Origin of the sequence: Streptomyces sp. Q6, assembly GCF_036967205.1 — a bacterium.
In the GTDB taxonomy this organism is placed as follows: Bacteria; Actinomycetota; Actinomycetes; order Streptomycetales; family Streptomycetaceae; genus Streptomyces; species Streptomyces citrinus.
This window is the reverse complement of the sequence record NZ_CP146022.1, coordinates 7,227,727-7,250,729: the sequence shown is the minus strand read 5'-3', so window position 1 is coordinate 7,250,729 and position 23,003 is coordinate 7,227,727. Positions and strand designations below refer to the sequence as shown.

15 protein-coding genes and 2 pseudogenes are annotated in these 23,003 nt (G+C 70.7%); 7 read left to right on the top strand and 10 right to left on the bottom strand.

What is annotated here, in order from left to right; translation table 11 throughout:
* Positions 1–19 precede the first annotated feature (19 nt).
* The 5 genes and pseudogenes from V2W30_RS33495 to V2W30_RS33475 all read right to left on the bottom strand — a co-directional run bounded on the left by V2W30_RS33495 (position 20) and on the right by V2W30_RS33475 (position 5,480).
* Positions 20–865, bottom strand: a complete 846-nt coding sequence (locus tag V2W30_RS33495; protein ID WP_338702332.1) for a carbohydrate ABC transporter permease — start codon at positions 863–865, stop codon at positions 20–22.
* Positions 862–1,851 (bottom strand): sugar ABC transporter permease, encoded by a 990-nt coding sequence (locus V2W30_RS33490; RefSeq protein ID WP_338702331.1) that lies wholly within the window; start codon positions 1,849–1,851, stop codon positions 862–864. Before V2W30_RS33490 ends, V2W30_RS33495 begins: the two co-directional genes overlap by 4 nt.
* Before the next feature lie 6 nt (positions 1,852–1,857).
* Complete coding sequence (locus V2W30_RS33485; RefSeq protein ID WP_338702330.1) at positions 1,858–3,156, bottom strand: extracellular solute-binding protein; 1,299 nt, start codon at positions 3,154–3,156, stop codon at positions 1,858–1,860.
* A 136-nt stretch (positions 3,157–3,292) separates the two neighbouring features.
* Complete coding sequence (locus V2W30_RS33480) at positions 3,293–4,351, bottom strand: LacI family DNA-binding transcriptional regulator (RefSeq protein ID WP_338702329.1); 1,059 nt, start codon at positions 4,349–4,351, stop codon at positions 3,293–3,295.
* A 131-nt stretch (positions 4,352–4,482) separates the two neighbouring features.
* A pseudogene (locus tag V2W30_RS33475) lies at positions 4,483–5,480 on the bottom strand (acetylxylan esterase).
* Between the two features lie 184 nt (positions 5,481–5,664).
* Between V2W30_RS33475 and V2W30_RS33470 the strand changes: the two are divergent.
* From V2W30_RS33470 to V2W30_RS33445, 6 genes are all read left to right on the top strand, one after another.
* Positions 5,665–6,651: an ABC transporter permease gene (locus V2W30_RS33470; protein WP_338702328.1), complete on the top strand. Its 987-nt coding sequence runs from the start codon at positions 5,665–5,667 to the stop codon at positions 6,649–6,651.
* Between the two features lie 14 nt (positions 6,652–6,665).
* Positions 6,666–7,538, top strand: coding sequence for a carbohydrate ABC transporter permease (locus V2W30_RS33465; RefSeq protein ID WP_338702327.1), 873 nt, complete (start codon positions 6,666–6,668; stop codon positions 7,536–7,538).
* A gap of 70 nt (positions 7,539–7,608) precedes the next feature.
* Positions 7,609–9,264, top strand: coding sequence for an extracellular solute-binding protein (locus V2W30_RS33460; RefSeq protein WP_338702326.1), 1,656 nt, complete (start codon positions 7,609–7,611; stop codon positions 9,262–9,264).
* The gene (locus V2W30_RS33455; protein ID WP_338702324.1) at positions 9,261–10,769 is read left to right on the top strand and encodes a GH39 family glycosyl hydrolase; all 1,509 of its coding nucleotides are present in this window, start codon (positions 9,261–9,263) and stop codon (positions 10,767–10,769) included. The genes V2W30_RS33460 and V2W30_RS33455 overlap by 4 nt, the downstream gene beginning before the upstream one ends.
* Positions 10,766–11,446 (top strand): hypothetical protein, encoded by a 681-nt coding sequence (locus tag V2W30_RS33450; protein WP_338702323.1) that lies wholly within the window; start codon positions 10,766–10,768, stop codon positions 11,444–11,446. Before V2W30_RS33455 ends, V2W30_RS33450 begins: the two co-directional genes overlap by 4 nt.
* Positions 11,443–13,470 (top strand): beta-galactosidase, encoded by a 2,028-nt coding sequence (locus V2W30_RS33445; protein ID WP_338702322.1) that lies wholly within the window; start codon positions 11,443–11,445, stop codon positions 13,468–13,470. Before V2W30_RS33450 ends, V2W30_RS33445 begins: the two co-directional genes overlap by 4 nt.
* 21 nt (positions 13,471–13,491) lie before the next feature.
* Here V2W30_RS33445 and V2W30_RS33440 read toward each other — a convergent pair whose 3' ends face one another.
* From V2W30_RS33440 to V2W30_RS33420, 5 genes and pseudogenes are all read right to left on the bottom strand, one after another.
* Complete coding sequence (locus V2W30_RS33440) at positions 13,492–15,480, bottom strand: alpha-glucuronidase (protein ID WP_338702321.1); 1,989 nt, start codon at positions 15,478–15,480, stop codon at positions 13,492–13,494.
* Between the two features lie 122 nt (positions 15,481–15,602).
* Complete coding sequence (locus tag V2W30_RS33435) at positions 15,603–18,722, bottom strand: glycoside hydrolase family 2 TIM barrel-domain containing protein (RefSeq protein ID WP_338702320.1); 3,120 nt, start codon at positions 18,720–18,722, stop codon at positions 15,603–15,605.
* Positions 18,723–18,822: 100 nt separating this feature from the next.
* Positions 18,823–19,779: a GDSL-type esterase/lipase family protein gene (locus V2W30_RS33430; protein WP_338702319.1), complete on the bottom strand. Its 957-nt coding sequence runs from the start codon at positions 19,777–19,779 to the stop codon at positions 18,823–18,825.
* A gap of 8 nt (positions 19,780–19,787) precedes the next feature.
* A pseudogene (locus V2W30_RS33425) lies at positions 19,788–20,596 on the bottom strand (SDR family NAD(P)-dependent oxidoreductase).
* The gene (locus V2W30_RS33420) at positions 20,593–21,708 is read right to left on the bottom strand and encodes an LLM class flavin-dependent oxidoreductase (protein ID WP_338702317.1); all 1,116 of its coding nucleotides are present in this window, start codon (positions 21,706–21,708) and stop codon (positions 20,593–20,595) included. The pseudogene V2W30_RS33425 and the gene V2W30_RS33420 overlap by 4 nt, the downstream one beginning before the upstream one ends.
* 199 nt (positions 21,709–21,907) lie before the next feature.
* Here V2W30_RS33420 and V2W30_RS33415 point away from each other — a divergent pair, with 199 nt between their 5' ends.
* Positions 21,908–22,963, top strand: coding sequence for a biotin/lipoate A/B protein ligase family protein (locus V2W30_RS33415; protein WP_338703859.1), 1,056 nt, complete (start codon positions 21,908–21,910; stop codon positions 22,961–22,963).
* The last annotated feature ends 40 nt before the right edge of the window (positions 22,964–23,003 follow it).

Below are 23,003 nucleotides of genomic sequence, written 5' to 3'. Positions count from 1 at the left end.
CGATCCGCGACGCTGCGGCTCAGCCCTTGGTGGCGCCCATCGTGATGCCGCCGATCAGCTGCCGTTCGGCCACCGCGTAGAAGGCGAGGGCGGGCACCATGGCGAGGACGAGGTAGGCGAAGACGCGGGCGATGTCGGCGGCGTACTGCCCTTGGAACTGCTGGACGCCGACCGGGATCGTCCACCACGTCTCGTTGCTGAACACCAGGAGGGGCAGCAGGAAGTTGTTCCAGCTGCTCACCACGGCGAGCACGGAGACGGTGCCGAGGGCGGGCCGGGCCATCGGCAGCAGGATCCGCCAGAAGAAGCCGAACGGGGAGCAGCCGTCGAGGGTGGCCGCCTCCTCCAGTTCGCCGGGGATCTGCCGGAAGAAGCCGCGCAGGATGACGATGGTGATGGGGAGGCCGAACGCGGCCTGCGGCAGGATGACGCCCCACGGGTTGTCGAGGAGTCCGAAGGTGCGCAGCAGGATGAACAGCGGCAGGATCGCCACCGCGAACGGGAACATCAGCCCCATCGTGAAGAGCGTGAAGAGCAGTTCCCGCCCCCGGTAGGAGAACCGGGCCAGGGAGAAGGCGGCGAGGGCCGCGGCCCCCACCGTCAGCAGGGTCGTCCCGATGGCGACCAGCGTGGACGAGCCGAGCATCCGCCAGAAGGACCCCGAGGCGAGGATGTCCGTGTAGTTGGACGTCACCCAGGGCGAGGGCAGCCCGAAGGGGTTGCTGGAGAGCTGGTCGGTGGACTTGAAGCCGGAGATGAGGGCGTAGAGCAGCGGGGTCACCATGACGATGCCGACCAGCCACACGATCACGTACAGGGGCACCTTGCCGAAGCGGCGGCGGCCCACCGTGTCGGGGGCGCTCATCGGGTGGCTCGCATGTTCGTGAGGGCTCCTTCGGTGTCGCGACGCAGCACGAAGCGCTGGTAGGCGAGGGCGAAGACGAGGCTGATGAGGAACAGCGCGATGCTGAGCGCGCTGGCGTAGCCGATCTGGTAGCGCTTGAAGCCGTACTGGAACAGGGTGATGGCCATCGTCTCGGAGGCGTGGTCGGGACCGCCCTGCGAGGTCACCCACACCAGGTCGAAGAGCTGGATGGCGCCGATGACCGACAGGAACGCGCTGATCCGCACCGTGGGTCCGAGCAGCGGCAGGGTGATGTACCGGAAGCGCTCCCAGGCGTTCGCGCCGTCGATGCGGGCGGCCTCGTGCAGTTCGGCCGGGATGCCCTGGAGTCCCGCCAGGTACAGCATCATGTGGAACCCGAAGTACTTCCACGTCATGACGAGGAACAGGGTCGGCATGACCGTCGACTGGTCGGCGAACCAGAGCCCGCCGAGGCCGTCGAGGCCGACCGCGCCGAGCACCTTGTCGGCGAGGCCGGCGTCCGGCGCGAAGATCATGGAGAACAGGACGCCGGTGATCACCTCGGACAGGACGTACGGGGCGAAGAACAGCATCCGGTAGAGGGCCCGGCCGCGCAGCTTCTGGTTCAGCAGGACGGCCATGGCGAGCGCGAACGGCAGCTGCACCAGGATGGAGAAGCCGACGAGGAGCAGGCCGCGCCACAGGTCGCCGAGGAAGACCGGGTCCTTGATCAGGCGGCTGTAGTTGTCGAGGCCCGTGTAGTCCGTGGGGGACCCGAAGCCGCCCCAGTTGAAGAGGCTCACGTACACCGCGTACATGATCGGGGCGAGGACGAGCGCGCCGAACAGGATCAGGGCGGGCAGGGTGAAGGAGACGGCGGTCAGCCAGTCGGTGACGCGGCGGGCGAGCGGCCGCCGGTTGCCGAGGTCGCGCTGCGGCTCCTCGGCGACGGCGGGCCGCGCGTCCTTTACGTAGGTCGAAGTCATGGTCCCTTACTGGCTCTTGGCGACCTGGGTCACCGAACGGGCCACCTGCTCGGGCGACTTGGATCCGGCGATGAGGGCGGCCACGGAGTCGTTGACCTCCTGGCCGACGGCCGGCGGGTAGGCCTGGTCGAGGTAGAGCTGGAAGCCGGTGGACTTGCCGAGCATGTCGGACACGGCGGTGAGGTTCGGGTCGGTCAGCGCGCTCGCGGCGTCCTTGACGACCGGGATCATGTTGGCCTTGGAGACGAGGATGCGGTCGGACTCGGCCGTCATGAAGAACTTCAGGAAGTCGACGGCCGCCTTGGGGGCGCCCTTGCGGACGGCGTAGCCGCCGCCTCCGCCGAACACGTCGGTGAGTTGGCCCTTGCCGCCGGCGACCGAGGGGAAGGAGAAGAAGCCGAGGTCCTTGCCGATGCCCTTGCCCGCGTCGGCCTGGACGACGGGCGCCCACTGGCCCATCAGTTCCATGGCGGCCTTGCCGTTGCCCATGGTGGCGGCCTCTCCGTTGGGGGTGGAGTAGGCGGCGCCGAGGAAGCCCTTCTGGAACGGCTTGAGCGCGACGAGCTCCTTGAGGTGCTCACCCGCCTTGACGAAGTCGTCGCCGGTGAAGTCCTTGGCGTCGGCGGCCTTCTGCATGCCGTCGACGCCGGCGATCCGCATCGACAGGTAGGACCAGAAGTACATGCCGGGCCACTTCTCCTTGCCCGCGAGGGCGATCGGGGTGACGCCCGCGGACTTCAGCTTCTTGACCGTGTCGAGGTAGTCGTCCCAGGTGGTCGGCGGGGCGCTGATCCCGGCCTTCTTGAAGAGCGCCTTGTTGTACCAGAAGCCGACGGCGCCGATGTCGAAGGGCATCGCGTACGTCTTGCTGTCGAACTGGTAGGCCTTGACCGACGCGGGGACGAGGGTGCCGGCCATCGGCTCCATGGACGTGGTGAGGTCCTCGACGAGGCCCGCGTCGATCTGCTGCTGGAGGACTCCGCCACCCCAGGTGTGGTAGATGTCCGGAAGTTTTCCGGAGCTGGTGAGCGCCGTCATCTTGGACTTGTAGGCGTCGTTCTCCAGCGTCACGAGCTTGATGCGCACATCGGGGTTCTTGGCCTCGAACGCCTTCGCCCGCTCCGGCCAGATGGTCTTCGACGGCTCCGTGGTCTGGATGTTCCACCATTCGATGACGGTCCGGCCGGAACTGTCCTTCCCACTGCCGGAGTCGGAGCCGCCGCACGCGGTGAGCGCTGCGGCGCCGAGACCGGCCGCCGAGGCGGCGCCGAGGAATCGACGGCGGGAGAAATCGGAGGCTGACATGGCGCACCTTCCGGAAGTGATCCGAAAATTATCGGGAGACGGCCACGGAAGTTACGGAAACGAGAACGGGGTGTCAACGCCCTTAACAAAAAAGGCTGTTGACACCCCGAGACGGAATGCGTGGTTCTACCGGTCGCTAGACGTCGCGCGGAGCCGCCGTACTGGCCCTGACCACGAGTTCCGTCGCCAGCTCGACCCGCGGCGACGCGGGCGCGACCGAGCGGGTGAGATCGAGGACGGAGCGGGCGGCCAGCTTGCCCATGTCCGCGAGCGGCTGGCGGACCGTGGTGAGCGGCGGCGCGGACCAGCGCACCTCGGGCAGGTCGTCGAAGCCGACGACGCTCATGTCCTCGGGCACCCGCAGGCCGCGCCGGCGCAGCGCCTCGATCGCGCCCAGGGCCATCTGGTCACTGGAGGCGAAGACGGCGGTGGGCGGTGCGGCCAGGTCCAACAGCGCGTTGCAGCCGGTGAATCCCGACTCGTGGTAGAAGTCGCCGGGCACGATCAGCTCGTCCTCGACGGGGACGCCCGCCACGTCGAGGGCGGCCCGGTAGCCGTCGAGCCTGGCCCGCGAGCACAGCAGCCGGGGCGGCCCCTCGATGAACCCGATCCGGCGATGGCCGAGCGCGAGGAGATGCTCGGTCGCCGCCATCCCGCCCGCCCAGTTGGTGGCGCCCACGGTCGTCGCCTCGGTGGCGGGTGAGCCCGCCGGGTCGATCACCACCAACGGCACGCCGAGGCGCCGCAGTTCCTCGTGCAGACCGGGTTCGAGCACCGACGTCACCAGGATCACGCCGTCGGAGGCGCGAGCCCGCAGATTGGTCATCCACTGTCGCGCGGCGCCCGCCCGGTCGTGGATCGCGGAGACCACGGTGCCCACGCCGGCCTCGTGCGCGACCTCCTCGACACCGCGGATGATCTCCACGGCCCAGGGGCTGTCCAGATCGTTGAAGACCAGGTCGAGCAGGGCCGCCCGGTCGCCGGGCGCGGGCGGGCGCCGCTGGTATCCGTGCCGGTGCAGCAGGTCCTCCACCCGGGCCCGGGTGGCCGGTGACACGTCGGAGCGCCCGTTCACGACCCGCGAGACCGTCGGGACCGAGACCCCGGCCTCCCGCGCGATCTCGGTGATCGTCACCTTGCCCGGCCCGTCCGCGCTCTGCGTGGCTGCCTTGCCCTTGCCGCCGTCGCGGGCCACGTACCCCACCTCCATCACGCTGTGCGCCCGAAAGATCTCCGGACGCTTTCCGGAAAACCGTAGGTCATGTCGTCAAGCGCCGCCGGACGAGTCGGCAATCTGTCCGACCCGCCGAACGTCAGGCCCTGAACTTACGCTTCTGTCACGGCCAGCACCTCCCCCAGCCAGGCAAGTTGACGGCGTACGTGCACGGCGTCGCCGCCCTCGTGACCGTTGAAGGGGTAGGCGTGGATCTCCCGCGCCGGGTCCTTCCCGGTGAGTTCGCCGTAGCGGTGGTACGCCGCGTACGCGCCGCTCGGCGGGCACACGGTGTCGCGCAGACCGACGCCGAGATGGAGGGGCGCGTGGGCGCGGCGGGCGAACGAGACGCCCTCGACGTACGACAGCGTCCGGTACGCGGCCGCCTCGGCGCCCCGGTGCACCGCGAGGTAGCCCGCGATCTCCCCGTAGGGCCCGTCGTCCGTGAGGTCGAGGGCGCGCCGGATGCCGCACAGCAGCGGCGCCGTGACCAGCGCGGCCGCGAGGTCGGGGACGAGTCCGGCGACGGCGAGGGCCACTCCCCGCCCTGGCTGTTGCCGACGGCGGCGACGCGTGCCGGGTCGACGCCGGGCAGAGCGCGCAGCGCGGCGACCGCGCCCACGGCGTCGGTGATCAGGCGCCGGTAGTGGAAGTCGTACGGGTCGAGCAGACCGCGCACGGCGGGTCCGGGACCGCCGGCGGCGTGGGTGTGCGGGTCGGGGGTCGCGCCGCCGTTGCCGTACTGGTCGCCCTGGCCCCGGTTGTCCATGAGCAGATGCGCGTATCCGGCGTTCACCCAGGTCAGGCGCTCGTGCGGGAGGCCGCGGCCGCGGCCGTACCCGGCGAACTCGACGACGCCCGGCAGGGGTTCGGGCACGCCCGCGGGCCGGGTGTACCAGGCGTGGACGGGGTCGCCGTCGAAGCCGCGGAAGGTGACGTCCCAGCTCTCGACGAGGGTCAGTCCCGTCTCGGTCGGCCGGGCACGGACGATCGGTTCGGGGTGTGCGGAGGACTTCAGGGTGGCCCGCCAGAAGGCGTCGAAGTCGGCGGGTTCGCCGGGCTCGGGACGGTAGCGCTCCAGTTGGTCGAGCGGCAGGTCGAAGGCGGGCAAGGGCACCTCACAGCGGGTCGGGGGTCCAACTCCCGTTGCTACGAACCCCATTGACAGGGGTCGGGAGCGGCTTTAGGTTGCGGCGACGTTACCGGAAGATTCCTGAAAGTTCTCGGTCCGCCTTTCCCTGCCCCTGAGCGCCGCAGCGCGCCCCCGAGCATGCCCGTGTGACGAAAGGCCCTGCATGAGTACGTCCGCCATGACGGGCAGCCCGCCCCGTACCGAACCCGCCCAGGACCCGCCGCCGCCGCGCGACATCCCTTCGGGCAGACGCACCTGGCGCCAGGCACTGCGCCGCGACTGGCAGGTGTACTCCCTGGCCCTCCTGCCGATCCTGTTCTTCCTGGTGTTCCGCTATCTGCCGATGATCGGCAACGTCATCGCCTTCCGCCGCTTCCAGCCGGGCGGCTCGATCCTCGGCGAGGACTGGGTGGGGCTGCGCTATGTGGACATGTTCCTCAGCGACCCCGCCTTCTGGCAGGTCTTCCGGAACACGCTCTGGATGGGCTTCCTGACCCTGCTGTTCTGCTTCCCCGTGCCGATCGTCCTCGCGCTGCTGCTCAACGAGGTCCGGCGCACCGCGTTGAAACGTTTCGTCCAGTCGGTCTCGTATCTGCCGCACTTCCTGTCGATCGTGATCGTCGCCGGCATCACGATGCAGATACTGGCCTCGGACGGCCCGGTCAACCACGTCCTCGCGACGTTCGGCCACGACCCGATCCGCTTCATCCAGGAGCCCGAATGGTTCCGGACGATCTATGTCGGGTCCGAGGTCTGGCAGACGGCGGGCTGGGGCACGATCCTCTACCTCGCCGCGCTGAGCACCATCGACGACGACCTGTACGAGGCCGCCCGCATCGACGGCGCGAACCGCTGGCAGCAGACCTGGCACGTCACGCTGCCCGGCATCCGCCCCACGATGATGACGCTGCTGATCCTGAACATCGGCACGTTCATGGCGGTCGGCTTCGAGAAGATCATGCTGCTCTACAACCCGCTGACGTACCCGACGGCCGACGTCGTCTCGACGTATCTGTACCGCACGGGCATCGAGTCAAACTCCTTCAGCTACGCCGCCGCGATCGGCCTGTTCGAGGCGGTCATCGGCCTCGTACTGATCACGTCGGCCAACCAGATGTCGCGCAAGACGGTGGGGACGAGCCTGTGGTGAGCCAGCGTGTGTCAGTGAACCGGCCGACCCGCGGCTACCGGGTCTTCCAGGGCGTCAACGGCGTGATCCTCACCCTGGTCGTGGTCGTCACGCTGTACCCGTTCGTCAACATCGTCGCCCGCTCGTTCAGCGGCGAGCGGCAGATCAGGGCGGGCGAGGTGACGCTGTGGCCCAAGGGCTTCAACCTCACCACGTACCGGATCGTGTTCGGTGACGGCGCCTTCTGGCGCAGTTACGGGAACACCGTCCTCTACACCGTGGTCTCCACGATCGTCGCCATGACGCTGACGACGATCTACGCGTACGTCCTGTCCAAGAAGGATCTGCGCGGGCGCGGGGCGCTCATCGGGATCGCCGTGTTCACGATGTTCTTCTCCGGCGGTCTGATCCCCAACTACGTGCTGATCACCAGCCTCGGCATGAAGAACTCGATCTGGGCGATCGCCCTGCCGAACGCGATCAGCGTCTTCAACCTCCTCGTCATGAAGGCGTTCTTCGAGAACATGCCGGCCGAGCTGGAGGAGGCCGCGCAGATCGACGGCCTGAGCACGTACGGAATCCTGTGGCGGATCGTGCTGCCGCTGTCGAAGGCCGTCATCGCGACGATGCTGCTCTTCTACACGGTGTCGTTCTGGAACTCCTGGTTCTCGGCCTTCCTCTACATGGACCGCACCGAGCTGATGCCGGCCACGGTGTATCTGCGCAACCTCATCGCGGGCGCCACGACGGGCAGCAACGCGGGGGCGGGGACCGACCAGCTGTCGCAGGCCGCCGCGAACATCCAGTCCGTGACCATCGTGCTCACGGCCCTGCCGATCCTCGCGGTCTACCCCTTCGTGCAGCGGTACTTCGTCTCGGGCGTGATGCTCGGCGCGGTCAAGGGCTGACCCTTCCCGCCCCCACCTCCCCACCCGGCTTCTCTCCACCTCAACAAACGTGCATATCAAGGGAGTTCGCGTGACGAACCAAGGTCAGCTGTCGAGAAGGTCGCTCCTGGCCGCGGCGGGGTTCGCGGGTCTCGCGGCCCTCACCGCCTGCGGCAGCGGCGACGACGGGGGCGACCCCAAGGACCTGTCGAAGAAGCAGGAAGGCGCGATGAAGGACTACCGCGCCGGTGAGCGGTTCAAGGCGTCGAAGGCGCTGTCGATCTCCCTGCTGCACAACAACAACCCGGTGTACCCGACGAAGAAGGACTGGCTGTTCTGGAAGGAGGTCAGCAAGCGCACCGGTGTCACGCTCAAGCCGGTCGACGTGCCGCTGAGCGACTACGAGAAGAAGCGCAGCCTGCTGATCGGCTCGGGCGACGCCCCGTTCCTGATCCCGAAGACGTACCACCCCTCCGAAGTGGCGTTCGTGTCGTCGGGCGCGATCCTGCCGGTGAGCGAGTACGTGCATCTGATGCCCAACTTCCGCGACAAGGTCAAGAAGTGGAAGCTGGAGCCGGAGCTGGACTCCATCCGCCAGTCCGACGGCAAGTACTACCTGCTCCCCGGTCTGCACGAGAAGCCCAAGGCCGGCTACTCGCTGGCCTTCCGCACCGACGTCCTGGAGAAGATCGGCGCCTCCCTGCCGACCACCTGGGACGAGGTGTACGACACCCTGAAGGCGCTCAAGGACGAGTACCCCGACCGCTATCCGCTCACGGACCGCTGGAGCACCAACACGGTCTACCCCGCGGGCGCGCTGGTCAGCTATCTCGGGCAGGCCCACGGGATCCACGCGGGCTGGACGTACGACAACGTCACGTTCGACCGGAAGGCGAAGAAGTTCGTCTACACCGGCGCCACCGACGAGTTCCGCCATGTGGTCGAGTACCTGCGCAAGCTGGTCGCCGAGAAGCTGCTGGACCCGGAGAGCTTCACGCAGACCGATGACGACGCGGTGAAGAAGCTGCTCGGCGAGAAGTCGTTCGCGATCAGCGCGAACCCGCAGGAGCTGGTGCAGAACTACCGCTTCAACCTGGAGAAGCAGGTCAAGGGCGCGAAGATCGAGATGATCCCGGTGCCGATCGGCCCGGCCGGCGAGGTGATCCTGGACGGCATCCGCCTGGAGAACGGCGTGATGGTCTCCAGCAAGGCCCTCAAGAGCGACAACTTCGTCGCGATGATGCAGTTCCTGGACTGGCTCTGGTACTCCGACGAGGGCCAGGCGTTCTGCAAGTGGGGCGTCGAGGGCGTCACGTACACCAGGTCCGGTTCCTCGTACGAGCTGAAGTCCGGCATCTCGCTGATGGGCTCCGACCCGAAGGCGCCGAAGGACCTTCAGAAGGACTACGGCTTCTTCAACGGGGTGTTCACGTACGGCGGCAGCTGGGAGCTGGTGTCGTCGTCGTTCGGCCCGGACGAGAAGAGGTTCCAGGACGCCATGGCCTCGCGGAAACAGCTGCCGATCGCGCCGCCGCATCCGCTGGAGTCGACGGAGCAGGAGCAGGTGACGCTCTGGGAGACGCCGCTGAAGGACCACATGAACCAGAACATGCTGAAGTTCGTGCTCGGCAAGCGGCCGATGTCCGAATGGGACGCGTACGTCACCGAGGCGAAGGCGAAGAACAGCGACCGCCTCGCCGATCTGCACACCAAGGCCTACGAGCGCTACCGGAAGGACAACGGATGACCTCCCCCTCGCGGATCGACGTCCCCTCGCAGCCCGTCGGCCGGCTCGGCGACGCCTGGCGCGCGTGTGTCGGCACCGGCCGCTTCGACCTCGCACTGCGCCGCGACTACCAGGACTCCCTCGCCGTGATCCAGCGGGACATCGGCTTCCGGCACATCCGCGGGCACGGCCTGCTGAGCGACAACATGGGCGTGTACCGGCCGTACGAGTGGCAGGGCCAGCGGCGGATGCTGCACGCGTTCACGTACGTCGACCAGGTCGTGGACGCCTATCTGGATCTGGGCATCCGCCCGTTCCTCGAACTCGGTTTCATGCCGCGCGCGTTGGCGTCGGGCGACCAGACCGTCTTCTGGTGGGGCGGCAACGTGACGCCGCCGTCCTCGCACCGGGAGTGGGCGGACCTGGTACGGGCGACCGTGGCGCACCTGGTCGACCGGTACGGCCTGGACGAGGTGCGGACCTGGCCGATCGAGGTGTGGAACGAGCCGGATCTGCGGGACTTCTGGAAGGACGCGGACCAGGCGGCCTACCACCGCCTGTACGAGGTGACGGCGCTCGCCGTGAAGGAGGTCGACACGTCGCTCCAGGTGGGCGGACCCGCGGTCTCGCCGGGCGCGGACGACGGGTGGCTCGCGCGGTTCGCGGAGTTCGTGGAGGAGCGGGGCGTGCCGGTCGACTTCGTGTCGCGGCACGCGTACACGTCGGGTCCCGCTCAGCACGTGCCGTTCGGCTCGCACCAGACGCTGGCTCCGGCCGGGCGGCTGCTGGAGCAGTTCGCGGCGCCGCGGCAGGAGCTCAAGGGGACACGGCTCGCCGAACTCCCCGTCCACATCACGGAGTTCAACTCGTCGTACTGCCCGGACAACCTCATCCACGACACGGCGTACAACGCGGCCTACCTGGCGCCGGTCGTGGCCGGGGGCGGCGACCTCGTGGACTCCTTCTCGTACTGGACGTTCAGCGACATGTTCGAGGAGGCGGGGGTCCCGACGGCGCTGTTCCACGGCGGGTTTGGCCTTCTGACGCACCGCCAGGTCAAGAAGCCCACGTTCCACCTGTACGCGTTCATGGCGCGCCTCGGCGACGAGGTGCTCGCGCGCGGCGACGACCATCTCGTCACGCGGCACCCGGACGGCCGAATCGCGGTCCTGGCCTGGGCCGCGGCCGGCGCGGACGGTCACACGCTGCGGCTCTCGCTGCCGGCCGCCGGCGACGAGGTGTTCGCGCGCCGCTCCCACGTGGACGAGGAGCGCGGCAACGCGTACAGGGCGTGGCGGCGGATGGGCAGCCCGCGCTCGCCGCGCCCGCGTCAGCTAGACGTCCTGCACGAGGCGGCCGAGCCCGGACGCTCCCATCTCCGGCTGCCCGTACGGGACATGAGGGCGAGCCTCGACCTCGCCCTCGAGCGGAACGAGGTGACCCTGGTGGAGGTGGAGCCGGTCGTGGAGGAGGCGCCGCCCTGGTGGGACGAGGGGCGCCTGCTCGGCGGCGGCACGGCCGGATGAGCACGGCCACGGCCCACTTCGGCGCGGGCCCGCTCTCGCGGGCCTGCGCCCTGGTGCACACGCTCCTGACCGTCGAGGTGCTGCTGGTCGCGACGGTGGCGCCCGGCGGCGCGGCCCTGTTCCTCCTGGGCGGCGCCCCGGGCACGCTGCCGCTGGCGGCGCTGTGCCTGGTGCCGGTCGGACCCGCCCTCGCCGCCGCCCTGTACGCGCTGCACCATCGCGGCCACGACCTGACCCAGCTGCGTCCGGCCCGCGCATATCTGCGCGGTCTGCGTCTCAACTCCGTTGCTGCGCTGCGCCTTTGGGTGCCGTTGCTGACGTGGCTGACGGTGATCGCGTACACCCTGACGCACTTCTCCGCCGCGGGGCTGCCCGGCTGGTGGGCGGGCCTGCTCGCGCTGACCGGGGTCGGCGCGGTGCTGTGGGGCGCCAACTCCCTCGTGCTGCTGTCCCTGTTCCACTTCCGTACGGCGGACACGGCGCGTCTCGCCACGTACTTCATGCTGCGCCGGGGCGGTGCGACGGCCGGGGCGCTGAGCGCGCTGATCGTCGCGGGAGCGGCGACGTACTGGTTCACGGAGGTCCTGGCGCTGCTGCTCGCCCCGCTGCTGCTCCTGTCCCTGCTGCGCACCAGCCGACCGATGATCGTCGAGACCGAGGAGGAGTTCACCGCATGAGCGGCGCACCCCGCACCCCGAAGATCCCGTACGGCGGGGACTACAACCCCGAGCAGTGGCCCGAGGAGGTGGCGGACGCGGATCACCGGCTGTTCACGAAGGCCGGGATCGACACACTCACCGTGGGCGTGTTCGCGTGGTCGCTGCTCCAACCGACCGAGGACACGTACGACTTCACGACCCTGGACCGCACGCTGGACCGGGCGGCCGCCGAAGGACGGCAGGTCGTCCTCGCCACCGGCACGGCGGCGCTCCCGCCGTGGCTCGCGCTGGCCTACCCGGAGGTCAATCGCACGGACTTCGAGGGGCGGCGGCACGGCTACGGGCAGCGGCACAACTTCTGCCCGAGCTCACCGGCGTACCGGCGTCTGTCCACGGCACTTGCGGGTCGTCTCGCCCGGCGCTACGCGGCGCATCCCGCGCTGCTCGCGTGGCACATCAACAACGAGTACGGCGGGGCCTGTTACTGCGCGCGCTGCGCGGACGCGTTCCGGGTCTGGCTGCGGGAGCGGCACGGCACGCTTGACGCGCTCAACGACGCGTGGTGGACGACCTTCTGGTCGCACCGCTACACGGACTGGACACAGATCGAGCCGCCGAGCGCGCTCACCGAGCACTGGCGCGGCCCGGACCACACCGCGTTCCAGGGCATCACGCTCGACTACCAGCGCTTCATGACGGACGCGCTGCTCGGCTGCTTCGTCGCGGAGAAGGAGGCGATCCGCGCGCACAGCACGAACACGCCCGTGACGACCAACTTCATGGGGATGTACCGCCCGTCGGACTACCACCGCTGGGCGCCGCACCTCGACTTCGCCTCCTGGGACTCCTATCCGCCGCTCGACGCGCCGCCGACCTGGCCGGCGCTTGCGCACGATCTGATGCGCGGTCTCAAGGACGGCGCGCCGTTCTGGCTGATGGAGCAGACACCGTCGACGACGGCGTGCCGTGACGTCAATCCGCTGCGCCGGCCCGGGGAGTTGCGGCTCGCGAGCTGGCAGGCGGTGGCGCACGGCGCGGACGCGGTCCTCTACTTCCAGATGCGGGCGTCGCGCGGCGCGTGCGAGAAGTACCACGGGGCGGTGATCGGTCACGCGGGCCGCGACGACACGCGCGTCTTTCGCGAAGTGGCCGATCTGGGGGCGGAGTTGGAGGCCGCGGGGACGGTGACGCTCGGCGCCCGCACCCCGGCCCGTACGGCACTGCTCTTCGACTGGGACAGCTGGTGGGCCCTGGAGATGTCGGACGGCCCGTCGCGCCTCGTGACGTACGTGGACGTCGTGCACGCCTACTACCGTGCGGCGCGGGTGGCGGGGGCGGACGTGGACGTCGTCCCGGTGACCGCGGACCTGTCGGGGTACGACGTGGTCCTGGCGCCCGCTCTGCACCTGGTGAAGGGGGAGGTCGCGGAGCGCCTGGAGGCGGTGGCCGAGCGCGGCGGTACGGTCCTGACGACGTTCCTGTCCGGGCGCGGCGACGAGCACGACCGGGCGTTCCTCACCGATGTGCCGGGTCCGCTCGGGCCGCTCATGGGCGTGCGGGTGGACGAGTGGGACACGCGCCCCGCGGACGTGACGCACCCGGTGCGGCTGGGCGACCTGGACTCCGCGGCCCGCCTGGTCTTCGAGATCGTCATCCCCCGGGGCGCCGAGCCGGTCGGCACGTACACGTCGGACTTCTACGCGGGCACCCCCGCCGTCACCCGCAACCGTTTCGGCGGGCGCGGCGGCGAGGGCTGGTACGTGGCGACACATCTCGACGAGGCCGGGACGGAGTGGGTGGTGCGGCGGATCCTCGACCGGCACGGACTGGTCGGCCCGTACGCCGCACACGCCGGGGTCGAGACCGCGACCCGGGTCGCGCCGAACGGCGACCGACTCCTCTTCCTCCTCAACCACTCGACGCAGACCAGGGAGCTGTCGGCGCACGCGGCCGCCACCGACCTCCTCACCGGCAAGCGCGTCGAGCGGGAGGACCCGCTCGTCCTCGACCCCCTGGGGGTCGCCGTGCTGCGCCTGGAGTGATCCACGGCACGGCCCGACCGGTCAGAAGACGCGCCGCCCGTGCGCGTCCGGCACCCCGGACGCGCGCAGGAAGTAGCTGTTGATCTGGTCCCGCCACTCGCGGGCGGAGCGCACCTGCTCCGCGTACCGCTCGGCCACCCGCGCGTGCCGCGCGGGTGGCATCAGGTCGGCGAGGCCGTCCCAGACCTCCTGTGCGGCCTCGGCCTCCTCGACGCCCTCGAAGTGGGTGTCGTAGATGTGCTGGATCACGGTCGTGCCGCTGTGCAGGACGTGGTCGTACGGCACGTGGTGGAAGAAGAGGAGCAGCTCGTCGGGGCAGGTGTCCGGGCTCTCGTACGTCTGGGACCACGGCTTCGCGTACTGGGCCGCGTAGCCCGTCCCGGTGGCCGCGCTGCGGTCGACGCCGATGCCGTCGCGGTCGGCGAAGTGGTAGGTGCCCCACGGGCTGTACTCGTAGCCGTCCACGCTCGGCCCGTAGTGGTGGCCGGGCTGCACCATGAAGCCGACACCGAGGGGGGCCGTGTACTTCTCATACGTGGTCCAGGAGTCGCGCAGTACCGCGCGCAGCCCGGCCCGCAGCCGGTCCGGGTCCGCGGTGGCCCACGGCGTGAACGTCGACTCGGTCCACTCGGTGAGGAGTCGGTCGGGGTCGGCGTCGGGCTGCCAGGCGAGGCGGCCGAAGGCGTAGAGGTTGAACTGGGCGAGCGGGTGGCCCGTCCAGAAGGGGTCGTCGCCGACGTTGGAGACGGCGACCAGGCCACCGGAGGCGGTCAACTCACCGACGGTCGGGCCGTGTTCGCCTTCGGGGCGGAACCGCAGGACGTCGGCCCACATGGGTGCGAGCGCGCATACGTGCCGCTGCTGCCCGGTGTACTCCTGCGTGACCTGGAGCTCGACCGCGACGCGGGTGCGGGGCAGGGCGCCGATGACCGGGGAGACGGGTTCGCGGACCTGGAAGTCGATCGGCCCGTGCTTGACCTGGAGGACCGCGTTGTCCCTGAACCGGCCGTCCAGTGGCGCGAAGTGGTCGTGGGCGGCGCGGGCCCGGTCCGTGGTCCGGTCCCGCCAGTCCTGGCGATGGTCGTAGACGAAGGCCCGCCAGTGGACGGTGCCGCCGTGCGGCGCGAGGGCGTCGGCGAGCAGGTTCGCGCCGTCGGCGTGGGTGCGGCCGTAGGCGAAGGGCCCCGGCTGCCCCTCGGAGTCGGCCTTGACGAGGAAGCCGCCGAAGTCGGGGATGTGCGCGTACACGTGTGCCGCGGCCTCCCGCCACCATGCCCGGACACCGTCGTCGAGGGGGTCGGCGGTGTCGAGCCCGCCGACGACGACGGGTGCGGCGAAGCTGACGGCGAGGTGGGTGCGAATGCCGTACGGCCTCAGCGCGTCGGCGATGGCGGCGACTTCGGTGACGCGGTCGGTGAGGAGGTGGGCCTCGGTCTCGTGGACGTTGACGTTGTTGACACTGAGGGCGTTGACGCCGCAGGACGCGAGCAGTCGTGCGTACGCGCGTACGCGGGCCAGGTCGCCGCGTGCCCGCCCGTCCTGCCAGAACAGGGATCCGCCGGCGTAGCCGCGTTCGACCTGGCCCATGACCGGGTGGACGGCGACGTTGTCCCAGTGGTTCAGCATCCGCAGGGCGAGGGCCGGGCGGTGGGTCTCGGGCGGCGCGTCGGTGAAGGCGGCCCGGCCGAGCCTGACCACGTGGAAGTAGCCGTGGAGCAGGCCGGCGGGCGCGGCGGCGGTGACGGTGACGCGTCCGCCGGCCCGCTCCAGCGTGAAGCCCTCGGGGCCGTGCGCCTCCCCGGACTGCGGCTGCCGTCGCAGCAGGACGTCGTACGGGCCGTCGTCCTCCACCACCGAGCCGCCGTACAGGCCGCAGGCGTGGACGACTTCACCGCGCACCGTGTCGACGAGATCGCCCTCGCCCTCGACGCGTACGCGCCGCGATCCGAGCGCGTGGAGCGCCTCGTCGGGCAGCCACGCGGGGTCGACCTCACTACCGACGACAGGCATGGACGGCCCCTCCGAGTGATCTTCTGAGCATGTCGGTTGCGATTGTCCCGGTCCCCGACCCCTATTTGTCAATAGCCTTACCAAATAAGGGTCGGGGGTCGCCGGGGACCGCCCGACGCGCGTCAGGACTCGGCGACGTCGAGCGCGGTGATCCCGAATGCACCCTGGGCCGAACCGGGTTGTCGGCTCGTCATGGTCAGGCGGAGCCGTCGGCCGCGTACGGCGTCGAAGGTGAGTACGGTGGGCCGGCCGGACGCGTCGGCCCAGTCGATGTCGACGTCGGGTACGGGCCGGTATCCCTCACCGTCCGCGACGTCGACGTCGATCGTCGCGGGCAGCGCGTGCCGGCCGTCGATCACGAAGGTGGCCTCCACCCGGCCGATCGTGCGGTCCCGCTCCCATTCCACCGACACCCAGTCGGAGGGGCGGGCGCCGTCGAAGGCGGGCAGGAGCGCGGTGGCCGACTTCTGGAAGGCGTTGGACCACTGCGTGGCCGGGTCGCCGTCCAGCATCGCGGCGGGCAGGGTCTTCGCGGCGCCCGAGTAGCCGGCGTCCGCGTGCGGGTAGGCGACGGGTCCCGGGCCCGGGTCCGGGGCGAACGGTTCGGCCGGGGTCACCGGGCCGCCCGCGGGACCGGTCACGCGTACCGACACCTTCCCCGCGCGCAGCCCGTCCGCGCGGGCGGTGACGGTCAGCGTGCCGGGTTCGGTTCCCGCCCGCACGATGGCGAGCGCGAGCCCGTGGAAGGTGGTGCGGGTGCTGGCCTGGTAGCGCTCCGCGCTCTCCTGCTGTCCGTTGTCGACGCCCGCCAACTCGCCGCCCCTGACGGAGAATTCGAGGATCCGCGCCGCGTCGGGGACGACGACGCCGTGCGCGTCCACGACCTCGGCGGTGACGAAGACGAGCGAGCGGCCGTCCGCGCCGGTCGACCTGCGGTCGGCGGTCAGTCGCACCGCGTGCGGCGCGGCCGCCGTGCGCAGCACGTCCGTCGCCACCACCTTGCCGCCCCGCCGGGCCACGGCCTTCAACTCGCCCGCCGCGTAGGGGACTTTCCACGTCAGGTGCAGCTTGCCCGCGCTGCCGCCCGGCGAGGTGTAGCTGCCCGGGTAGGGGCCGCCCGTGACGGTCTTGTCGTCGCCGGTCGCCTCCGTGGTCTCCAGGTACGCGCGGCCGTCGGCGGTCTTCTTCTCGTCGAAGGAACGCACGCCCAGGGAACGGCCGTTGAGGAAGAGTTCGACGTCGGCGACGTTCGCGTACGCCCATACCTCCACCTCCCGGCCCGGTTCGTAGGTCGTCCAGTCCATAGGCAGCAGATGCACCATCGGCTCGTCCGACCACTGGCTGCGTAAGAGGTGGTACATGTCCTTGGGGAAGCCGGCGGTGTCGACCGCGCCGAAGAAGGACGCCTTGACGGGGAACACGTCGTACGGTGTCGGCTCGCCGATGTAGTCGATGCCGGACCAGAGGAACTCGCCGGTGAAGAAGCGCCGGTCGCGGTCCTTCTTCAGGCCGTACTCGCCGCTCATCGTCCACGAGGCGAGGTTGTTGTCGTACGACGAGGTGGCGCGCCTGCCCGGCGTGTGGTTCTCGCCGGTGTTGAGGTGCTCGGGCTCCTGGTACGTGCCGCGGCTCGACGTCTCGGAGGACGACTCGGACTCGAAGAGGAACAGGTGCGGGTAGCGGGCGTGCAGCGCGTCGACGGAGGCCGCGGTGTTGTAGTTGAGGCCGAGGCCGTCGAGTTCGGCGAGGATCAGGTCGGCGGGCGAGCCGACGGCGGGCAGCGAGCGGTACTTGTCGGAGCCGATGACGATCGGTCGCGTGGTGTCGAGGGCCTTGACGCCGGCGACGAGACGCTTCGCGATGGCGATGCCCTCGGTGCGGGTCGAGTCGGGGATCTCGTTGCCGATGGACCAGAGCACGACGGCGGGCGAGTTGCGGGCGGCGCGCACCATCTCGGCGATGTCGGCGTCGGAGTGCGCGTCGAAGAAGCGGCCGTAGTCGTAGCGGTTCTTGCCGGTGCGCCAGCAGTCGAAGGCCTCGACGAGCATGACGATCCCGAGGTCCTCGCAGGCCTCGATCACCTCGGGCGCGGGCGGGTTGTGGGAGGTGCGCAGGGCGTTGACACCCATGCTCTTCATGAGGGTCAGCTGGCGGCGCACCGCGTCGGCCTGGACGGCCGCGCCGAGCGCGCCGAGGTCGTGGTGGAGGTCGACGCCCTTGATCTTGGCGTAGGTGCCGTTGAGGGTGAAGCCCTTCTCCGGGTCGAAGACCGCGTGACGGACGCCGAAGCGGGTGCGGTACGTGTCGACGGCGCGGCCGTCGACCCGCAGGTCGGTGACGAGTGTGTACCGGTGTTCCGGAGTCTCGATGGACCACAACCGCGGCGTGTCGAGGGTGAGTCGGTGGTGCGCGGTGCCGCCGTCGGCCGCCACTGCTGTGAGGACGGATTCGCTCCGGGCGACGCGGCGCCCCTCGGGGTCGCGGATCGTGGAGACGACGGTGACGTCGCGCGCGGTCCCGGACTCGCCGACGACCGTGGTGCGCACGTCGACCGTCGCGTATCCCTTCTCCAGGGTGGCGGCGAGGTCGGGCGTGGTGACGAAGGTGCCCCAGCGGTCGACGTGGACGGGTTCGGTGACGACGAGCCGGGCGTGGCGGTAGATGCCGCTGCCCGAGTACCAGCGGCTGCTGGGCAGCCGGTTGCGGACCTCGACGGCGAGGACGTTGGCGCGCTTGCCGTCGACGTGCAGCAGGTCGGTGATGTCGTGCGCGAACCCGGTGTACCCGTAGGGGTGGTTGACGACGAGTTCGCCGTTGACGTAGACGTTCGCGTCCATGTAGACGCCGTCGAACTCGACGGAGATCCGCTTGCCCGCGTAGTCGGCGGGCACGGTGAACGTCTTGCGGTACCAGCCGAGTCCGCCCGGCAGGAAGCCGGTGCCGCTGGTCGTGTTGTGCTCGGCGGTGGGGGTCTGCTCGATGCTCCAGTCGTGCGGGACGGCGACGGTGCGCCAGTCGCCGTCGTCGTAGCCGGGCTGCTCGGCGTCGGTGTAGGCGCCGGTCGGGTCGGTGATGCCGTCCGGGCTGACGAGCGCGAACCGCCAGCCGTCGGTGAGCTCGACGGTACGCCGGCCGACGGGGCCTGCGCGGTCGGCGGCGCGGGCCACGGAAGGTGCGGCGAGCGCCCCGGCCAGCGGCGCGGCGGCGCCCGCGGCCAGCACGGATCTGCGGGTGACAGGCATGAGCGGGTCCCCTCGAAGCGAACATGATTCACCAGAAAGCCACTTGAGCTAACGGATTCTTTCGGCTTCGGACAGGGATTCGTCAAGAGCCTTGCCGAACTCAGTGCGTACGGGCGCCGTCACCCGAGAGGGTTTCCGCCACCGCGTGGGCGAGGAGGGCGTGGCCCTCGTCGCCGGGGTGCACACCATCGACCAGGTGGCGCGGGGCGAGCAGCTCGCCGCCGGGGAGCAGGGTCAGCCGCTTGTCTCCGTCGCGTACGGCCGCGCGCGCCGCGTCCTCGATCGCCGACCTCAACTCGGCCAGTGTGGCGCCGAGTTCGTTGGGGGTGTTCTCGGCGTCGGGGCGGATCACCGGGGAGACGACGAGGAGCGGGGTATGCGGGTGCCCGGCCCGCAGGACGGTCAGGAAGGCGCGGGTCGTCTCGTACAGGAGCGGCGCCGAATGGGGCGTACGGGACCAGCAGTTGGTGCCGAACGCGACGGTGAGCAGGTCGGCGTCGAGAGAGGCGAGCTGCTGGGCGGAGGCGAGTTCGCCGCGGGCCGCGCCCGCGTAGCCGAGGTTCACGTCCTCGACGCCGAGCGCGCGTCCGGCGACGGCGGGCCAGGCGAGGTGCGGCCTGGACGCGATCCAGCCCTCGACGACGGAGTCGCCGTACACGAGCCAGCGGGGCTTCGGCGCGGCGGGTTCGAGGGTGCCGCCGCCGACCGGACGCAGCTCACGCACCAACGGCCGCAGCACTTCCGGGAGGTGGACGGTGTACGTGCCGTCGGGGCGCGGCAGCGGCAGCCGGACGGCGTGGCCGCCGATGTCGGCGGGGACCTCCGCGCCGCCCGGCAACGCGAACACCGGCGGGTCCGTGCGGTACCGGTCGGCCGCCGACCGGCGCAGGCCCTCGTACCCGATCTCGATCTCGTGGACCCCGCGCGCCACGAACTCCAGGCGCACCCCGGCCGGAACCAGCGCCCGCCCCCAGGTGTCGGCGGGCAGGCGGTCGCGGTCGGCGGGATCGGCGCGCACGGGCCGCCCGTCGGCGGCCCACCAGACGGCCCCGCGCACGAAGTCCCTCACCGGGCGCCGCCGATCGTCGGATACGGGAACTTCACCCCGGCGCCGCCGTCCACGACGAGCGTCTGCCCGGTGACGTACGAGGAGAGCGGCGAGGCGAGGAAGAGCAGGGCGGCGGCGATGTCGGCGGGTTCGGCGACCCGGTCGAGTGGGGCGTTCGCGGCGTTGCGGGCGCGCCCTCGTCGCCGAGCAGCCCGGCCACGCGGGGCGTCCACACGACACCCGGGGCGACGGCGTTGACCCGTACGGCACGAGGTCCGTACTCGACGGCGGCGGTGCGCACCAGCGACATCAGTCCCGCCTTGGCCGCCCCGTACGCGCCGTGCAGCGGCGCCGCGGTGAGGCCCGACACCGACGCGACGAACACCAGCGGGCCGCCGCCGGACCGTGCGACGGCGTCGGCGCCGTACTGAACGGCGAGCCAGGCGTGCCGCAGCACCATCGAGAAGTGCCAGTCCCAGGCGTCGTCGTCGAGGGCGTCGAGCGCCGCATAGCGGGCCATCCCCACGATGTCGACGACGCCCGCGACCCCGCCCCATTCCCTGTCCGCGAAGGCGAAGAGGTCGCTCACGTCGGCTCGACGCGTGACGTCGGCGACGTGCGGGGTGCCACCGGTCTCGGCGGCGACGGCGTCGGCCCGTTCCTTGTCGACGTCGACGCACAGGACGCGCGCGCCGGCCGCGGTGAGCGCGTGGGCGGTCTGCCGTCCGATGCCGTTGCCCGCGCCGAGCAGAACGAAGCCGCGGCCGTCGAGGCGGTGCAGGGTGGCGTAGTCGGGGACCGGGGTGGTGTCGAGCGGCTCGCTCATGAGGCGGCCGCCCGCGGCGTGTACGCGGCCAGCTCGGGGATGATCTCCTTGCCGAGCACCTCGATGGTGCGCAGGATCTCCTGATGCTCCAGGTAGCCCCACTGGACGTAGCAGATGAGCTGGTCGACGCCCAGGTCCGCGTACCGCTTGGCCTTGCGCACGATCGTCTCTGCGTCGCCGATGAGGATCATGTCGCCGGCATCGAAGTCGGCGACCGGCACGTTCCCCTCGATGATCGGCGTGAGGAGCGGGAAGGTCCGCTCGCGCTCGTCCGGGGTGAGGTGGGGCAGCTCCCAGTCGAGGGTGAACTGGGCGAGGTTGCGGTACCACCAGGCGACCGAGTCCCAGACGCGGGCCGAGGGGCGGTCGGCGGCGTGCACGAGCGTGTAGGCGGCGACGCGGTCGGTCGTCACGTCCGTGATCGGGCTCGGGGTCCGCGCGGCCGCCCGGTACGCGGCGACCTGCCGGCCCATCGCCTCCAGGGGCTGCATGATCGAGAACGACAGCAGCCCGAGCCCGGCCGCGCCCGCGACCTCCGCGGAACCGGGCGAGGTGGCGGCCATCCAGCACGGCGGGTGCGGGTCCTGCACGGGCTTCGGGGTGACCATGCGGCGCGGGAAGCGGAAGCGCGGGGACGCGTACGCGAAGTACTCCTCGCGCCACATGCCGGTGACGATCTCGATCGCCTCGCGCCAGTCGGACCGCGACTGCTCGCGGTCGACGCCGAACGCGGTCTGCTCCATCGGGGTGGACCTGCCGGTCCCCCACTCCACGCGCCCCTCGGACAGCACGTCGACGGCGGCGACCTTCTCGGCGATCCGCTGCGGCGGCGTGAACCCGAACGGCGTGAGCGTCACCCCGAAGCCGAGCCGGATCCGCTCGGTGAGCGCGGCGAGGTGCCCGAGCAGCACCTCGGGCGCGGGGCAGTGCGAGCGCCCCTCCCTGAAGTGGTGCTCGACGGCCCACACCGTACGGAACCCCACCCGGTCGGCGAGCCGGATCTGCTCGACCGCCTCTCGGTACGCCCGCTGCTCGGCGGCGCGCTGCCCGTGCGGGTGAGCGCCGTTCCAGGGCTTGGGTACATCGATCTCGTACAGCACATCGAGGTCCATCGCGGAGCTCCTCCGGCGGGTACGGATGCTCGGGGACCATGCGGGAGATCTGACGAAGTGTCAAGAGAGATGCGCTCGCGCCTGCCCACCCGGAATGTCCGGCTTCCGGTTAGCGTTGACCGCGATCAGGAACAGTGATGCGGGACCGGCGACGCCGGAGAACCAGCTCAGGACCGGCAAGGACGGAAGGCGGCACATCGTGCACGGCGAGTACAAGATCCCCGGCGGCAAGCTCGTCGTCGTCGATGTGGACGTGGTGGACGGCGCCCTGCGGGGCGTCCGCGTCGCGGGCGACTTCTTCCTGGAGCCGGACGAGGCACTCCCCGCGATCAACGCCGCCCTCGAAGGCGCCCCCGCCGACGCGGACACCGCGGCCCTCGCCGCCCGGGTGGACGCGGCCCTGCCGACGGGCACGGTGATGCTGGGCCTGACCACGGAGGGCGTCGCCACGGCCGTGCGCCGCGCCCTCGCGCAGGCCACCGACTGGCGCGACTACGACTGGCAACTCATCCACGACGCGCCGCAGTCCCCCGTGCTGCACATGGCGCTCGACGAGGTGATGACCGAGGAGGTCGCGCTCGGCAGACGCCCGCCGACGCTCCGCGTATGGGAGTGGGACCGCCCGGCGGTGATCATCGGCAGCTTCCAGTCGCTGCGCAACGAGGTCGACCCCGAGGGCGTCGACCGGCACGGGGTCACGGTGGTGCGCCGGATCTCGGGCGGCGGCGCGATGTTCGCGGAGCCGAAGTCCACGATCACGTACTCCCTCGCGGTCCCGGAGTCCCTGGTCTCCGGCCTCTCCTTCCAGGACTCGTACGCCTATCTCGACGACTGGGTGCTCGGGGCGCTCTCCGACATGGGCATCAAGGCCTGGTACCAGCCGCTGAACGACATCGCGACGGACGTCGGCAAGGTCGCGGGCGCCGCGCAGAAGCGGGTGGCCGCCGGGCAGGGCGCGGTCCTGCACCACGTGACGATGTCCTACGACATCGACGCCGACAAGATGGTCGAGGTGCTCCGCATCGGCCGCGAGAAGCTCTCCGACAAGGGCACGAAGAGCGCCAAGAAGCGCGTCGACCCCCTGCGCCGCCAGACCGGCCTCCCCCGCGAGGAGGTCATCGCCCGCATGATCGACTCCTTCCGCAACCGGTACGGCCTGACCGAGAGCGCGGTGACCGAAGCGGAGATGGCACGGGCCGAGGAACTGGTACGGACGAAGTTCGGGACGCGGGAGTGGACGGCGCGCGTGCCGTAGCCCGGCGCGACCGGTTGTCGCCCTCGCCGGTGGTCCGCCC

What these genes read in the sequence shown, in the direction of transcription:
- V2W30_RS33495 (WP_338702332.1), bottom strand. Translation starts at nt 865, where the DNA reads ATGAGCGCCCCCGACACGGTGGGCCGCCGCCGCTTCGGCAAGGTGCCC.
- V2W30_RS33490 (WP_338702331.1), bottom strand. Translation starts at nt 1,851, where the DNA reads ATGACTTCGACCTACGTAAAGGACGCGCGGCCCGCCGTCGCCGAGGAG.
- V2W30_RS33485 (WP_338702330.1), bottom strand. Translation starts at nt 3,156, where the DNA reads ATGTCAGCCTCCGATTTCTCCCGCCGTCGATTCCTCGGCGCCGCCTCG.
- V2W30_RS33470 (WP_338702328.1), top strand. Translation starts at nt 5,665, where the DNA reads ATGAGTACGTCCGCCATGACGGGCAGCCCGCCCCGTACCGAACCCGCC.
- V2W30_RS33455 (WP_338702324.1), top strand. Translation starts at nt 9,261, where the DNA reads ATGACCTCCCCCTCGCGGATCGACGTCCCCTCGCAGCCCGTCGGCCGG.
- V2W30_RS33450 (WP_338702323.1), top strand. Translation starts at nt 10,766, where the DNA reads ATGAGCACGGCCACGGCCCACTTCGGCGCGGGCCCGCTCTCGCGGGCC.
- V2W30_RS33445 (WP_338702322.1), top strand. Translation starts at nt 11,443, where the DNA reads ATGAGCGGCGCACCCCGCACCCCGAAGATCCCGTACGGCGGGGACTAC.
- V2W30_RS33440 (WP_338702321.1), bottom strand. Translation starts at nt 15,480, where the DNA reads ATGCCTGTCGTCGGTAGTGAGGTCGACCCCGCGTGGCTGCCCGACGAG.
- V2W30_RS33435 (WP_338702320.1), bottom strand. Translation starts at nt 18,722, where the DNA reads ATGCCTGTCACCCGCAGATCCGTGCTGGCCGCGGGCGCCGCCGCGCCG.
- V2W30_RS33420 (WP_338702317.1), bottom strand. Translation starts at nt 21,708, where the DNA reads ATGGACCTCGATGTGCTGTACGAGATCGATGTACCCAAGCCCTGGAAC.